We start from the raw sequence: 14,934 nt of genomic DNA, 5'->3' as shown, positions 1-14,934 counted from the left end.
GGATGCCAAGTTGATGATTTGCAATTCGGTTTTTCTTGTTTTATTGATTTCATCTAACTTGCCGAATGTAGTTTTATCAAATTGAATTTTGGCCAAAGAAAGAAACATATTTGAAAGAGGATTCGACCTGGAGTCGTTCAAGCAATTTTTCGATGATCATTTCACCGAGATCAAAAACTTCATTTACTACAAAACCTCTGCCGTAGATATTTCTGAAGACCTGGCTCAAGAGTGCTTTTTAAAGGTTTGGGAAAGAAGGGAGAAAATTAACCCTGAAACTGCCAAAAACTATCTATACACGGTTGCCAAAAACCTAGCTGTTGATCATATCAAAAAGCAAAAGAGCTTTTTTACCTTTATAAATAAAAAACAGAAGACAGATGATGGTGAAACCCCATTATATGTGTTAGAAGAGAAAGAGTTCGATCAACAGCTGCAAAAAGCTATTGCTGATCTGACAGAAAAACAAAGAGTTGTCTTTTTGATGAATAGAATAGATGATCTGACTTACAAGGAGATTGCCGGTAGGTTGGGTTTGTCAGTGAAGGCGGTTGAAAAGCGGATGATGCAAGCACTGAAATTATTGAAGGAACAGATAGCACAAAAGATATGAGTGACCATGAGGAGAAAATACTGAGTGCGGCTAAAGGATGGGAAGTTCCTGAATCCAGAAGCAAAGAAGAGATTTGGGATGCCCTTGAAAAACAAATTCAAGAAAGTGACGACAGCAAAAACTTTTCACGGGTTTCGTTCAAATGGCTTGTGGCTGCTTCAATTGTTCTAATGGCCTTTGGTCTTGTGTTTCTTTTGTTTTTCCAGAGCACAACAGTTGAAACGGGAATAGCAGAGGTTCGTTCCGTTGAACTTCCCGATGGAAGCCGAGTAGTGCTCAATGCGAATAGCAGGTTGGGTTATGTGGCTTCTTCTTTTGAACGAAATAGGCAACTTGATTTTTCAGGAGAGGCCTATTTTGAGATTGAACCTGGAGCAGCATTTACCGTGTATTTAGATGGTGTGGAAGTGACAGTGCTTGGAACTACATTTAATATCTATGCGCGAAATGAGACAAAAGAAGTCAAGTGCATGACTGGCAAGGTGCAAGTATCTGATACAAATAGTTCGGTTATACTTGAATCAGGCTTATCTATATCGACAAGTAAGGGTAAACTAGAAGAGGTCGCTTCAAATTTTGAAATTTCAAATGCAATAAGTTGGCAAGAAGGTAAGTTTCTATTCACAAATGCTCCACTAAGTAGGGTAGTTAAAGAATTGGAAATCCAGTACGGTGTAACAGTACAAGCCGACGGACTGGAAGGACGTTATTATAGTGGGTATTTTGATAATACAAATCTCGAAAAGGCCGTGAAGAAGGTATTTTCTCCTATGGGCTATTCCTATGAGATCTCAGATAAGAAAATTCTAATCAAGTAATTTGAAATTCCATCTACTTATTATTTTTTCTCTGCTCATTGGGACGGGTGTATTTGCACAGAGCCAGACTGATAGTGTCAGCCTTGTTGAAGCGATAGAATTCCTTTCAAAAAAGCACAACATTAAGTTTGCCTTTGACCATTCAGCCCTCCAAAATGGCAGAGCCTTATGGCCTAATGATTCGCTTGATTTATCTAATGCTCTTGAGCATTTATTAGACAACCATGAATATCGATACGAAGTTCAGGACAGCGTAGTACTAATTATCCCGGACTTCGAAGAAGTGAAAAGGAACATGGCAGTCACTGGAATTGTGTTGGACAATGAAACCGGTGAACCGTTACCCAATGCGACAGTTTCACTACCTGGGTCGGGTAAATATACCATTACCAATAATGACGGTAAGTTCAGTTTCGTAAATGTTCCTTACGATACATCAGCCATCCTAGTGCAATACCTGGGATACAATCTCGAGCGGCTAAATATGAAAGATTATGCAGATCAAAATAAGTTAAATATTGAGATGAGTGCTTCGCCTGAAGTTTTGAAAGACGTTATGATAAGTGAACTTGGATATAAGGTGATAAGTGTCAATTCTGATCCATCTCACATTTCTCTGGATCTCAAGGAATTTAACAGTATTACAAATTTTGGAGAACCTGATGTTTTCAGATCTGTTCAGCTATTGCCTGGAGTGAGTGCTACCAATGAAACTTCTTCTGGATTGATTATAAGAGGAGGGTCACCAGAGCAAAATCTTGTCCTGTTTGATGGGTTTACAGTTTATCATCAGGATCACTTTTTTGGTATCTATAGCGCCTTCAATTCTAATGTGATAAAAGATGTGCAGTTGTATAAAAGCGGGTACGGGGCTCGCTGGGGTACTCGGGTATCCGGAGTGATGGATATTACGGGCAAAGCCGGTAATACACATAAGTTGTCAGGTAACCTGGGCGTGAATTTAATCAGTGCCAATGCGACGATTGAAGTCCCGGTGTCAAAAAAAACTTCAGTTTTGTTCGCGGCCAGGAGAGCATATACAGATATTATTCAAAGTAGCCTTTATGAGAAGCTATTTAATCACTTGCAGTCAAATGATTTGAAGGGTACGCTCATCCAGAGCGAAAACATTTCCAATGAGCCGGTAAAGTCAGATTTTTATTTCTATGATCTCAATGCCAAAGTAACCCACCAGGTGAGCGATCGAGATGTTGTCAGGGTGAGTTATTATCAAGGAAAGGATAATCTAAAACAAAGCAATTCATTTTTCTATGAAGCAGAAGATGCGGGTTTTTTTCTGTCAGAAAAAATTGATACTCGCGAACACACGAACTGGGGGAATAAAGGAGGTTCGGTCTCGTACAGTAGGCAGTGGCATGACCATTTCTATAGTAGGGCACTTTTTTCAGGTTCAACCTTCTTTAGAGATCAGGACTATCTTCAGGAATATGAATTTTATTACGACTCTCTTGGAACCGAGTTCAGCTCAGAATCTTCATTTCCCTTTCGCAATGAGAACCTTATCAATGAGTATAGTCTTGGATTAGATTTTGAATATAAAATCAATGATCATCACATCATTGATGGCGGGCTGTTTTCTGTTTTTAGCCAGGTAAGGTATCAGAATTTTTACGATTCCTCATTAGAGGATACAGATTTGGATATCGATGAGAGTGGTAATGTTAAAGGCATTTATGGACAGTATGCCTACCTCCCCAATTCGAAATTATCACTTACTGGTGGGTTCAGAGCTACCAACTATTCGCTATCCTCTGATTTGTATTTTGAACCAAGGTTGTCGATGGGTTATAAGTTGTTTCCGACATTTTCTTTAAAGGCCTCCATGGGTAAGTACTATCAGTTTATCGTCAACATAGCCAGCCAGGACCCCACACTCAACGGCGGAAATTTCTGGCTCATGGGCGGGGTCGATGAGATACCATTGCTCAAATCTTATCATTACGTCTTTGGATTTAATTTGAACCACCATCTTTTTGAGCTGGACGTAGAAGGTTTTTATAAAAGAACTGAAGGCTTAACCAATTACATTTTTGGAACGTCAACTTCTGGTGTAGATGATGTTGAATTGTTCTCGACCGGAAAAGGAAAAACTTACGGAATTGACTTTATGATCAAAAAGAGTACCGGACCTTACACCGGATGGGTGGCATATACACTTTCTAATAATCTTAACAAGTTTGCAGAAATCAATAACAATGATTGGTACTCAAGTGATTTTGACGAGCGGCACGAAATCAAATGGGTCAATCTATTAAAAAAAGGAAATTGGGAGTTTTCAATGACGTGGATTTATGGATCGGGCAGGCCTTATAGTGTTAATAGTCAATCTGATGCCGCGGCGGACTCTTCATATTTCGATTTTGCGGTCAACATAGATAATCCCAATACAAAAAGAATTCCGTCATATCATAAAATGGACATAGGTGTATCCTATCTTCAAAAACTTAAGATTGGAGAATTTCGGTACGGGCTCAATTTGCTCAATGTTTATAACAGGAGAAACATTAAGACAATTAGAGAGTACCCAATTTCAAATGTGGATGATTCCTCCGAAGGCTCGTCTTCTGTTACGCAAAACGTTGAACTGCTTGGATTTACTCCGAGTATTTTTATTAACTTTTCTTTTTAGATAACCTTCTTTAAATCAACTATTTACGATTTATTTTAATATTTATTTACCTCATCAGGTAGGGTAATTCTTCTTTGGTGAGTAGTTGTTAGTGTATTTCGAAAAAAGAAATCTTGACACTACGAAAAGAAGATATCGAATTAATCAATAAACTGTCTCATCAGGCATCTGCCGATGACTCAGGCAGTATCGATGATATTATTCAGTATAAGAGAATTCTTGAAGCAAGTTCGAATTGGAAGGTTGGTTCCAGACGTGATATCGATTTTTCAAATGTAGCAGAGCGCATTCAAAAATCGAATATCAACACACCAGCTAAATCTGAAAAACTTATTTGGCTCGCAGCTGCTTCTATTTCAGCACTAATTCTGATATGTACCTGGCTGCTTCATTTTAATCAAATGGAGGTGATAAATGTCCCGGTAGCTCAAATTAAAACCATATGGCTACCTGATAGCTCCAAAGTAGTACTAAATGCTAGTTCAGAGCTAAGCTACTCCAGAGACCAATGGAAAAATAAAAACCGAACCGTGACTTTGGCTGGAATAGCCTATTTCGAAGTAAAGAAAGGGTCCAGGTTTGTTGTTGAGACTGTTCATGGAGATGTAGCAGTGTTAGGCACAAGTTTTAATGTCAAAGCTGTAGGAACGAATTTCGTGGTTGAGTGCATCACAGGTAAGGTGGCGGTGAAAGGAATTGAGGAAATCGAAGCGATTGAACTTACTCCGGGATTGAAAATTGAAAAAGACGAGAAAAGTGATTCGTTGTTGCCGAGTTCATTCGATCCAAAGAGTGGCAAAGAGTGGGTGGATGGCACCTTCAATTTTAGAAATCAGCCTTTAGAGAAGGTTTGGGATGAATTCGAAAGACAGTTTGATGTAGAAATAAACTATGATAATGTAGAGCCGAGATTTTACACAGGTACTTTTCGCAATGAAGATATGACCCAGGCACTAATAACTATTTGCAAGCCAATGGGACTTAGATTTCAAATTGATGAAGATAAGAAAATATTAACAATAAATAATTAATCCTTTTTTAACCAAATAATAGATATCATGAAAAAGTTGTTTTTGATTTTAGGAATATTTGCAGCGATGCTCACGGCCATGACCTCCTGTCAGGATGATACAGTTGCACCAGGAAGTCAAACTTCTGGAAAAAAGGCTGAGTCCGTTAAAAATGCACTAAGAGCCATGTCCAACTCTCAGGCGTTGGAAAGGCTGGGATTCGGTTCATCGTCAGTTCTCAACAGTCAGGCAGGGCTATCTGCAGGGAGAACAAAAAGTGGAGCCAGAAAACTGACAACGGCACGAACTACTGGAGATTCCACAATCATTGATGGTGAAGTAGAATGGTCAACATGTGCAACAGAGACCTTTGTAGAGAATACTGATGGAAGCTATACATGGACACTGGACTATGGCGAAGATGGCTGTGAGGATGACGGCTACCTAATGAAGGGTAAACTTGTAGAAACTTTTGTGGAGGATGGAAATAAATTTTCAGGAACTATTGAATACTTCAATTTTGGGGACCAATATTTCAGCCAAAATGGAAAAGAGACATTTTCCGGAACCTGGGAAGAGTCTGGAAATGAGGAAGATTCTACAGATTGGTCATATTCAGGTACATATGAATATAGCGAGAACCTTGAGTACAAATATAAAGAGGACGAAGTAGAAGAGACTTATGCTGTCGTAGCTAGTGGTAAGCAATCCTATGATGAAAATGGGTTTACAGTCTCCGAGGAAGACTACACATATACTGCGGCTAATGGAGATTCATTTAGCGGCAACGTAGGTGCACCTTTGTTCTATTCATACAAATGTGAAGGTAATTCTGAAAATGATTGGATTTTCGCATATGTATCAGGTACCGAAAACTATAAATATAAGGAGGGCGACGAAAACGGAGAGTTTAGTATCAACTATGGAGATGGTGCATGCGATAATATTGTAACAATTACCGAAAATGGTGAGTCGTACGACATCGACTTGGGTAAAGAATGGGAAGATGAGTGGGAGGATTGTACGGACTGCGAGGAAGATGGTGAAACTACTGGTTGAAAGCAGGAAATAAAGAGAATATATTAGGTTTTAATAGATAGATTAGGGGTGCACATTGGTGCACCCTTTTTTTATTTCATCATTACAAAATAACCTAGAACTCAGCTTTGAATTAATGAAGTGTTGTTCTAGATTTGCACCTCGAAATTTAATAGCATAACAATGGCTGTAACAAGATTAAAAAGAAAAGGAAGAAGAAATAAAGTGGTTGCAAAAGGTAAAGTAGCTCGTATTCAGAGATTGAGTGCTACTCCTGTAATCAAGCAAGTAGATATAGAAGAGCTGAAAGCAGGGTTCAAATCTGGTGCCGCCAAAGCGACTAAAGCTGCAAAAGAAGAAGTAAAAACTGAGGCACCTGCTCCTGAAGCTGCAGTAGTGGAAGAGCCAGTAAAAAAGGCCGCTCCAAAGAAAAAGGCTGCACCTAAAAAAGATGCTGAAGCCAAAGAAGACAAGCCAGTAGCAAAGAAGGCAGCAGCTAAAAAACCAGCAGCAAAAAAAGCCGCTCCTAAAAAGGAAGACAAAGAAGGAAAATAATAAGCATCGAGCTTACACTCAAGAAAACCACGCTTTTATCAGCGTGGTTTTTTTATGCCCAGTTTTTGGAAGCATTGATTAAATTTAGCAGATGGACCAATCAATCTACTACCATACTTTTCAGGTCTCATCCAAAGACTGTACAAAGCATAAAACCATCAAGTTACCCAACTTGTTGGACCATATGCAGGAGGCTGCCTGGTCAAACGCCATTGCCTTGGGGTTTTCAACCATTGATCTAATGGAAAACAATATCACCTGGGTAATGAACCGAATGCGTACTGAAATCCATCGGCTGCCAAATCATAGAGAAGAAATAAGAGTTGAGACCTGGCCTGCAGCGATGGATAAATATTTTACCAAAAGGGACTTTAGAGTCTGGGGTGACCATGAGGAATTACTCGTAGAGGCGACTTCAAACTGGTTGGTCATGGATATAAGTACAAGAAAACTAATAGCTATTCCTGAGTATATCAAAGAGGCTAAATTTGTAGTGGATAGAAATAATGTTTATCCAATCTCAGGTAAGATAAATTACGATAGTAACCTCACGACACAATCTAGAAATATTAAAGTTTCCTGGTTTGATATAGATATTAATGATCATGTGAATAATATCAAATACTACCAATGGATATTGGACAGCCTTAGCGGAGATTACCTTGAAAACCACCGACTCAAAAAGATAGACATCACATTTAAGCATGAGGGGAAATATGGTGACGAATTTGAATCTAAATCATATCTGGATGAAGCGGAGAATTGCTGGTTTCATACATTGGATCATAAGCAATCCGGAGTTTCGCATATTGTTGCTAAAAGCTGGTTCGAGTAGATCAACTGCTGAATTAACCAAACCTTAACAAAATTTAACATCATCCATTTTCATCTGCTTGAAAAATTAGCATCCGATTTCTATTATTGCGGACTCAGTATAAATATGAAATTATTGAATTTAATCTGTTTTAGTACATGTCGATAGTAATAGAAAATCTGACCAAGAAGTACGGAGAACAAAAAGCGGTCAACAATATCTCGTTTGAAGTTAAAACGGGTGAAGTGGTAGGATTTCTTGGCCCCAATGGCGCAGGAAAGAGTACTACTATGAAGATGATTACTTGTTTTATGTCTCCAAGTTCAGGTGATGTGAGATTGGATCATAAATCCATCCTGGCTCATCCTGAAGAAGTAAAGAAAAAGATTGGCTATTTGCCTGAGAACAATCCACTCTATACGGATATGCCAATTGTAGAGTATTTGCGTTTTGTAGCAGAAATTCAGGGAGTAGAAAAATCAAAAATCTCTTCACGAATTGCTGAAATGATCGAAATGTGTGGACTTGATCTGGAAAAGCACAAGAAAATCAACGAACTGTCTAAAGGGTATAGGCAGAGGGTGGGATTGGCGCAAGCCATGATTCATGATCCGGAAGTATTGATCCTCGATGAGCCCACTACCGGACTTGATCCTAATCAGATCATTGAAATAAGAAAGTTGATCAAAAAACTGGGTAAGGAAAAAACTGTTATTCTGAGTTCCCACATCTTATCGGAGGTTGAGGCCACCTGTGATCGCATACTGATCATCAATAGAGGTAGAATTGTGGCCGACGGCTCTTCAGAGACACTTCGTAAGCAATCGCAAGGGCAGGAGTTATTGACTGTACAAATCGAGGCAGATAATTCGGAGGTTAATAAAGAGTTGTTGTCACTAGCAACCGTCGAAACAGTAACACCGGTTGACGGCAAGACTGGATTCTTTACGGTGCAAAGCAAGCCGGAAAAGGAATCAAGAAAGGCTATTTTTGATTTATGCGTAGGTAAGAAATGGTACCTCATGGAGTTGTCGGGTATTGAAACCCAGTTGGAAGATGTATTCAGAGATTTAACGAACTAAAAGGATAAGAGATGAACAAAATTTGGATTATCACCAGAAGAGAATTAGCCTCTTTCTTTGACTCATTGATTGCTTATGTAATCATTATCATGTTTTTGGGCTTCACAGGTTTTTTTACTTGGGTTACACCCAGTAGTAATATTTTCCTTATAGGACAGGCCAATCTGCAAGTATTTTTTCAAATAGGATTCTGGACGCTGTTTTTTTTCATACCGGCGCTCACCATGAAAATGTTGGCTGAAGAGACCAGGTCAGGAACTATTGAATTGTTAAACACCAAAGCAATTTCAGATTGGGAAATCGTAGCGGGTAAGTTTATGGCGTGCTTGCTGTTGGTTGTTATTGCACTTGCTTGTACTATCCCATACTATGTCACAGTGAGCCAGTTAGGATCAGTTGATCATGGCGCTATGATTGGAGGTTACTTAGGCTTAGTATTATTGTCAGCCGGTTATATTAGTCTCGGGCTTTTCGCCAGTTCAATTACGAACAATCAGATTGTTGCTTTTTTGATCGCCTTGCTAATTGGCATCTTTTTTCAGCTGCTCTTCGATATGTTGGGCTTTAGCCTGCGGGGAGGAATTGGTAATGTGCTCAACTATCTGAGCATGCGGACCCACTTTGATTCACTCTCAAGGGGAGTAATCGACAGCCGGGATTTGATCTATTTCTTCTCGGTAATTGGTGTAGGACTCACTTTTGCACAAGCCATGTTATCCAAAAGAAACTGGCAATCATAAACCTTAAGAAAGCATTACACAAAGTTTAAAGAACTAATAACATGAAGAAAAATACTGTAATAATCAGATTGATGGTGTTTGCGCTCATATTGGTAGTGGTAAACATGATTTCTTCTAAACTGTACTTCCGCCTGGATTATACAGAAGACCAACGATATACACTGAGTAAGGCGTCTAACGACATTCTAACGAGCCTCGATGATGTAATAACTGTCAAAGCCTATTTCTCAGAAGACTTGCCTACACAGCTTATAAGTAATCGACAGGACTTTGAGGATCTGTTGTTGGAGTATGAAAATAGAAGTGGAGGCAACATTGTCTACGAATTTATCAGTCCAAACGAAAGTGAAGAACTTGAAGCAGAAGCCCAGCAAAGCGGCATTCAGCCCATCATAATTAATGTATCTGAAAAGGATCAGGTTCAACAGCTAAAAGCCTATATGGGAGCCGTGCTCATGATGGGAGATCAGAAAGAGACAATTCCCGTGGTTCAGCCAGGTGTCGATATGGAATATGGGTTAACCACGTCAATTAAGAAACTGTCTGTGACTGATAAGCCCAAGGTAGCGTTGCTTCAGGGGCATGGAGAACCTTCCATTCAGGAAGTGGCTCAGCTCGCTCAGCAGTTGTCGGTACTTTATGATATTGAAACCATCGACCTGAAGGAGAAGACCGAGGTACCTTCTTACGTAAGAACTTTGGCCATCATCAACCCAAGCGATACCATATCTGCTCAGGAATTTTCTAAAATAGATGATTTTATGAGCAAGGGTGGAGCTGTGTTTGTCGCTTATTCAAATATGAACGGAGATTTGCAAAGCGGCCGGCTGAGCAAAGGAAATGATATTGGGCTAGAACCTTGGCTCAGAGGTAAGAATGTATCGATGGGTAGTCAATTTGTGATCGATGCTCAAAGTGGATCTGTACAGGTCCAGCAAAACAATGGTGTGTTTACCTATCGTTCGCAGGTTAAATTTCCATATTTCCCTATGGTAAACAATTTTTCCGAGCACCCAACCACCAATGGGTTGGAAACGCTCATGCTGCCGTTTGTAAGTGCAGTGAACTACGTCGGAAATGACACAACCGTGTCCTATACTCCTCTTATGTTGACTTCCGAAATGTCTGGATTGGCTCCAACTCCTTCTGGTATAGACATTCAAAAGAAATGGAGCCAGAATGATTTCCGTGAAGGTGTACAAACATTGGCAATGGCATTGGAAGGTACGTGGTCCGGTAATCAGCCTTCGAAACTTATTGTGATTGCTAACGGACAATTCATTATTAATGGCACCCCCCCTCAGCAGATCAGTGAGGATAACGTTAACTTCGCTTCCAATTCCATTGATTGGTTGTCGGACGATACCGGACTGATAGATTTGCGGACGAAAGGGATAACTAACCGTCCACTGGACTCTATAGAAGATGGTACAAGAGAGATGCTCAAGTATGGGAATGTTGTCATCCCGATTGTATTAGTATTTGTCTACGCTTTCATTCGCAGACAGCAATACATGAGCAAGAAACAACGATGGATGGAAGGAAATTATTAATCAGCTGAGAAATGAAAAAACTATCTAATATTAAATTAATCGGCGTTCTTGCGGCGCTTTTCGTGATCTATTTTGTAATAGACTTCAATGGAAGCAGAAAGAAAAGCAAATCACTGAGGACTGAACTAATCACTATTGATACCGCAAAAGTATCTAAAATCCTTGTTGAAGCACCTGGAGACAAGAACGTACAATTGGAAAAAATACAGGAAGAATGGGAGCTCTCTCTACCAAATGGAAAAAAAGTAGTGGCAAGCAATAGTGCGGTTGATAATGCTCTTTATGCCTTATTGAGTATCAAACCTTCCAGGATGGCTACTAAATCAGAAGCGAAATGGAAAGACTACCAGGTAGATTCTGCAGGTACAAGAGTGAAAGTATATGAAGGCAGAGACAATACATTAGATTTGGTCATTGGCAGATTTGGTATGGAAGGGCAAAGGGCTTATCATACTTTTGTGAGATTGTATGAGGACAAGGAAGTCTACGTAGCTAAAGATTTTATGGGATTCTCAGTTTCCTCAGACCCTTCGGCATATAGAGATCAGGTGATGGCTCGTATTAAGAAAGACTCTGTAGCTTCGGTTACTTTTAACTACCCTTCAGATTCTTCTTTCCGATTGGAAAGAACAGGGGATGTTTGGCAGGCTAATGGTCAACCAACCGATTCAACGGCTGTAGCCAAGTATTTAGGAGGTCTAAGTTATGTTTCAGGAAAAGAATTCATGGATGATGAGAGGCAATTGATCGTACCCGTTATGTCTGCGGTCATAGATTTGAATGATGGTCAAACCATTCTGTTTGATGGCTATCAACATGAAGGCGACTGGGTGTTTCATTCATCAGTAAATGAATCAGGCTATTTTAGGGATGAAGCTGTTCTAGACAAGGTGTTTATTGGTATGTCAGAGCTATTGTGAAATTTTGAAGTAAAAAATAAAAAGCGAGAATTGGCCTAATGCCAGTTCTCGCTTTTTATATTTTTAACCGCACGCATGATGTCTTTTTGGCTGATCTGACCTACTAACCTGCCAGCTTCATCCAAAACAGGAAACCTCCTTATTTTCTTTTCCAAAAACATGTTGGCTGCCTCAAAAATATTCATGCCTGGAAGAATGGTTACCACGTTTTTGGCCATGTGATCTTTGACCTTACCATCCATGACTGGAAGATTGTGATACTTCCCTTTGACAACCTCCTTTAGGCAATCACCTTCAGAAATAACCCCACAGAGTTCTTTCTGATCGTTAACAACAGGTGCACCAGATATTCGATGTTTTAGTAATTGATCCACCACATCCATGATGGACTGATCCGGATGAAATGTGATCAATCTGGTTGACATGTAGTCACCAACAGAAACCGGTTGAATTTCGAGCACATCCTCCTTTTCGATTTGAGCTCCTTTGTAATTCTTGACCATGGCTAGTATAATTTGGTAGATAGATAATATACTCATTTTTGAAGTGAATAGCAACACATTTCTCTACCGACTTAAACTGAAAAAGCGAAGCCATCGGATCATTAGGGAGATTTGTAAATGATCAAATGAACTTCGCCATCACCAAGATTATGCGTAACCACTTGGGCATGCCAAGTGGTTACTTTGATTTTAACTATTCACTACTCAATTGCTTATTCGTCTCTCAATACCTCAGAAGGATTTGATACGATTACCTTATAGAAATTACTCAATACTGTTAATGAAGATATTAAAAGGGCCAAAAAGCCGGCAGTGATATAAGGCATATAACCAATGTTGATTCGGTAAGCAAAGTCGTCCAGCCAACCTTCTACGAAATAGTAACTGATTGGAATGGCAGATGCAAAGGCGACCACGATCAAAATGAACTGTTCTTTGTAGCCTACATAGAAAAGTTTGAAGAACGTTGCGCCAAGCACTTTACGTATGCCAATTTCTTTCATTTTTTGCTGAGCAATAAAGGAGGCCAGTGCGAACAAACCAAGACAGGCAATGATCACCGTAAGCACGGCAAACGTCCCAAGAATCGACCCCATATTGTTTTCTTCCTGATACAGTTTCTTTAATTCACTGTCCAACATTTTATAAGTAAATGGAACATTGTTAACATTCTTTTTCCAGACTTCTTCTAAGTGGGCCAAAGTTGCCTGATCCGTATTATTGAGACGTATGGCCACGTGACGTGTAAAAAAGTTGCCGTTGTTTCTCTGTCTGTTTCTTCTCACATCCAAAGCGAATGGCCCAATTGGCGAATGCAAGGACTTATAATTGAAATCCTCAACTACTCCTACAATCTTCTCATTGCCATTTCGGGTAACCATTCGTTGACCTATAGCATCTTCGGGATTAGAGTACCCGAGCGTCTTGGCCATCGTCTTGTTGACAATGATGGAAAGAGAGTCTTCTCTTGCGTACTGGACAGAATAATCTCTGCCCGCTATGATTTTCATCCCCAAAGAGGAAACAAATTCCTCGTCCACTATTAGTGCAGGGTAGTAGTTCCATTCGCCAGCCGTCATTCCTTCATGATTGAATTCATGATTATTGTTGTTGACAGCAAGTATATCACTCATGACTGTTACATTTTCTACTGCAGAATTACTCATTAGCTGGGTACGGAAAGCATCATAGGTTTGACCCAGTCTTGTGTTGGCAACATCAAGTACCATGATCTTATCAGCGTCAAAACCATAATTTTTGTTGTTGAGCAAGGCAAGTTGGTTGTACGTGACGTACGTAAAAATGATAAGCACAATCGCTATGGTGAATTGAGCAATTACCAGAACTTTCCTCAACACCTTGCCGCTGCCTTGTGAAATCATTTTTCCTTTGAAAACAACCAATGGATCAAAAGAAGAGATAAAGAATGCGGGGTAAACGCCTGATAAAAAACCAATGAGGAATACTATACCTGTCATGGCCGCGATCATTTGCACGTTGAATAGTTCACCAATACCGATCTCTAAAGTAGGCTCCAGGTACGAAATGGAGGCAAATGATATTCCCAAAGCAATGAAATATGCAATAAATGCGATTATGATTGATTCAGCCAGGAACTGGATGATCAATTGACTTTTGGTAGCACCTGTCACTTTTCTTACGCCTATTTCTTTTCCTCTGAGGAGAGAATAGGAGGTAGATAAATTCACAAAATTCACCATTGCGATGATAAGAAGAAACACAGCGCATGAAGCAAATATGTATACGTATTTGATATCGCTATTGGGGGCCATTTCAAATTCCAAATGAGACTTGAGGTGCACATCTTCTATCGGAATCAAATAATGAGAAGTTCCTTCCTTCGATCTTGGGTCATAATATTTTTCAACAAAGCCCGGCAGCTTGGCCTCGAACATTGCGGGCGTTACATTTTCTTTAAGTGTTACATACGTCCAGGCTGGATTCCAAACCCAGTTGCGTTGTAAAAAAGGAAAGGGATCTACAGTGGCAAAAGAGTGGAGCATTTTGGTTTTGATGTGCGAAACAGAATTTTGCCTATACACACCAGTGATCTCAAAATCCGTTTGAAAACCAACTCTTGTAATCTTCTTTCCAATCGGATTTTCATCACCCCAGTATTTTTTGGCCAACTCTTCCGAGATTACAGTCATCCAGGGACCAGAAAGAACGGTTTCTTTATTGCCTTGTAGCAATTCGAAGTCCATCATGTCAAAGACAGAGGAGTCGGTGAAGTACACATACTTTTCATTGTACAACTCCTGATTTTCAAGTTGAATCGTCACAATCGGATTCTGAAAATCAAAGAACCTAACCATGTATTCGATATCGTCAGGAAATTCTTTAAGTAAGAACTTTCCCGTGTTAGGAGGGCAACTGGAAGAGTTCTCTGTGAAATTATCGCTTTTTATGATTTCGGCAATCCTGTACATGCGATCAGAATTCGGATGGCCGGCATCATAGCTCAATTCCTTTTTTATGTACAGCGTAATGAAAATGAACGCGGAAAGGCTAATGGCCAGTCCGAGAATATTTATAGATGAGATGAGTTTGTTTTTTGCAAGACTTCTGAGTGTAACTTTTATATAGTCGCTTAGCATGAGTGTTGAGTTTTTTGATT

At 39.7% G+C, this 14,934-nt stretch carries 13 protein-coding genes; 11 read left to right on the top strand and 2 right to left on the bottom strand.

Annotation, left to right across the window (positions count from 1 at the left end):
- Window positions 1–88: 88 nt before the first annotated feature.
- The 11 genes from ABJD64_RS11280 to ABJD64_RS11230 all read left to right on the top strand — a co-directional run bounded on the left by ABJD64_RS11280 (window position 89) and on the right by ABJD64_RS11230 (window position 11,793).
- The gene (locus ABJD64_RS11280) at window positions 89–613 is read left to right on the top strand and encodes a sigma-70 family RNA polymerase sigma factor (RefSeq protein ID WP_348178773.1); all 525 of its coding nucleotides are present in this window, start codon (window positions 89–91) and stop codon (window positions 611–613) included.
- The gene (locus tag ABJD64_RS11275; protein ID WP_348178771.1) at window positions 610–1,431 is read left to right on the top strand and encodes a FecR domain-containing protein; all 822 of its coding nucleotides are present in this window, start codon (window positions 610–612) and stop codon (window positions 1,429–1,431) included. Before ABJD64_RS11280 ends, ABJD64_RS11275 begins: the two co-directional genes overlap by 4 nt.
- Window position 1,432: 1 nt before the next feature.
- Window positions 1,433–4,081 carry a TonB-dependent receptor gene (locus ABJD64_RS11270; protein WP_348178769.1) on the top strand — a complete coding sequence of 883 codons (2,649 nt, stop codon included), beginning with the start codon at window positions 1,433–1,435 and terminating at the stop codon, window positions 4,079–4,081.
- 113 nt (window positions 4,082–4,194) lie between these two features.
- Window positions 4,195–5,112 carry a FecR family protein gene (locus ABJD64_RS11265; RefSeq protein ID WP_348178767.1) on the top strand — a complete coding sequence of 306 codons (918 nt, stop codon included), beginning with the start codon at window positions 4,195–4,197 and terminating at the stop codon, window positions 5,110–5,112.
- A 27-nt stretch (window positions 5,113–5,139) separates the two neighbouring features.
- A complete protein-coding gene (locus tag ABJD64_RS11260; protein WP_348178765.1) occupies window positions 5,140–6,150 on the top strand; it encodes a hypothetical protein in 1,011 nt (336 codons plus the stop codon).
- A gap of 162 nt (window positions 6,151–6,312) precedes the next feature.
- On the top strand, window positions 6,313–6,684 hold the full coding sequence (locus ABJD64_RS11255; RefSeq protein WP_348178763.1) for a hypothetical protein: 372 nt from the start codon (window positions 6,313–6,315) through the stop codon (window positions 6,682–6,684).
- Window positions 6,685–6,775: 91 nt separating this feature from the next.
- On the top strand, window positions 6,776–7,519 hold the full coding sequence (locus ABJD64_RS11250) for an acyl-ACP thioesterase domain-containing protein (protein ID WP_348178761.1): 744 nt from the start codon (window positions 6,776–6,778) through the stop codon (window positions 7,517–7,519).
- 137 nt (window positions 7,520–7,656) lie between these two features.
- Window positions 7,657–8,580 carry an ATP-binding cassette domain-containing protein gene (locus tag ABJD64_RS11245; protein WP_348178759.1) on the top strand — a complete coding sequence of 308 codons (924 nt, stop codon included), beginning with the start codon at window positions 7,657–7,659 and terminating at the stop codon, window positions 8,578–8,580.
- 11 nt (window positions 8,581–8,591) lie between these two features.
- Window positions 8,592–9,320, top strand: coding sequence for an ABC transporter permease (locus ABJD64_RS11240; protein ID WP_348178757.1), 729 nt, complete (start codon window positions 8,592–8,594; stop codon window positions 9,318–9,320).
- Window positions 9,321–9,361: 41 nt separating this feature from the next.
- On the top strand, window positions 9,362–10,873 hold the full coding sequence (locus ABJD64_RS11235) for a Gldg family protein (protein ID WP_348178755.1): 1,512 nt from the start codon (window positions 9,362–9,364) through the stop codon (window positions 10,871–10,873).
- A gap of 11 nt (window positions 10,874–10,884) precedes the next feature.
- Entirely contained in the window at window positions 10,885–11,793 is a 909-nt protein-coding gene (locus tag ABJD64_RS11230) for a DUF4340 domain-containing protein (RefSeq protein ID WP_348178753.1), read from the top strand.
- Between the two features lie 35 nt (window positions 11,794–11,828).
- Here the strand turns inward: ABJD64_RS11230 and ABJD64_RS11225 are convergent, their stop codons facing one another.
- Window positions 11,829–12,332 carry a CBS domain-containing protein gene (locus ABJD64_RS11225; RefSeq protein WP_348178751.1) on the bottom strand — a complete coding sequence of 168 codons (504 nt, stop codon included), beginning with the start codon at window positions 12,330–12,332 and terminating at the stop codon, window positions 11,829–11,831.
- Window positions 12,333–12,508: 176 nt separating this feature from the next.
- On the bottom strand, window positions 12,509–14,914 hold the full coding sequence (locus ABJD64_RS11220; RefSeq protein ID WP_348178749.1) for an ABC transporter permease: 2,406 nt from the start codon (window positions 14,912–14,914) through the stop codon (window positions 12,509–12,511).
- Between the last annotated feature and the right edge of the window lie 20 nt (window positions 14,915–14,934).

The sequence above is a fragment of the Reichenbachiella sp. genome, from assembly GCF_039944555.1.
GTDB lineage: Bacteria > Bacteroidota > Bacteroidia > Cytophagales > Cyclobacteriaceae > Reichenbachiella.
Note: the sequence above shows the minus strand (reverse complement) of the source record. Positions and strands in the feature narration are given on the sequence as shown.

What these genes read in the sequence shown, in the direction of transcription:
- ABJD64_RS11245 (WP_348178759.1), top strand. Translation starts at nt 7,657, where the DNA reads ATGTCGATAGTAATAGAAAATCTGACCAAGAAGTACGGAGAACAAAAA.
- ABJD64_RS11220 (WP_348178749.1), bottom strand. Translation starts at nt 14,914, where the DNA reads ATGCTAAGCGACTATATAAAAGTTACACTCAGAAGTCTTGCAAAAAAC.
- ABJD64_RS11240 (WP_348178757.1), top strand. Translation starts at nt 8,592, where the DNA reads ATGAACAAAATTTGGATTATCACCAGAAGAGAATTAGCCTCTTTCTTT.
- ABJD64_RS11250 (WP_348178761.1), top strand. Translation starts at nt 6,776, where the DNA reads ATGGACCAATCAATCTACTACCATACTTTTCAGGTCTCATCCAAAGAC.
- ABJD64_RS11260 (WP_348178765.1), top strand. Translation starts at nt 5,140, where the DNA reads ATGAAAAAGTTGTTTTTGATTTTAGGAATATTTGCAGCGATGCTCACG.
- ABJD64_RS11235 (WP_348178755.1), top strand. Translation starts at nt 9,362, where the DNA reads ATGAAGAAAAATACTGTAATAATCAGATTGATGGTGTTTGCGCTCATA.
- ABJD64_RS11230 (WP_348178753.1), top strand. Translation starts at nt 10,885, where the DNA reads ATGAAAAAACTATCTAATATTAAATTAATCGGCGTTCTTGCGGCGCTT.
- ABJD64_RS11225 (WP_348178751.1), bottom strand. Translation starts at nt 12,332, where the DNA reads ATGAGTATATTATCTATCTACCAAATTATACTAGCCATGGTCAAGAAT.
- ABJD64_RS11275 (WP_348178771.1), top strand. Translation starts at nt 610, where the DNA reads ATGAGTGACCATGAGGAGAAAATACTGAGTGCGGCTAAAGGATGGGAA.
- ABJD64_RS11255 (WP_348178763.1), top strand. Translation starts at nt 6,313, where the DNA reads ATGGCTGTAACAAGATTAAAAAGAAAAGGAAGAAGAAATAAAGTGGTT.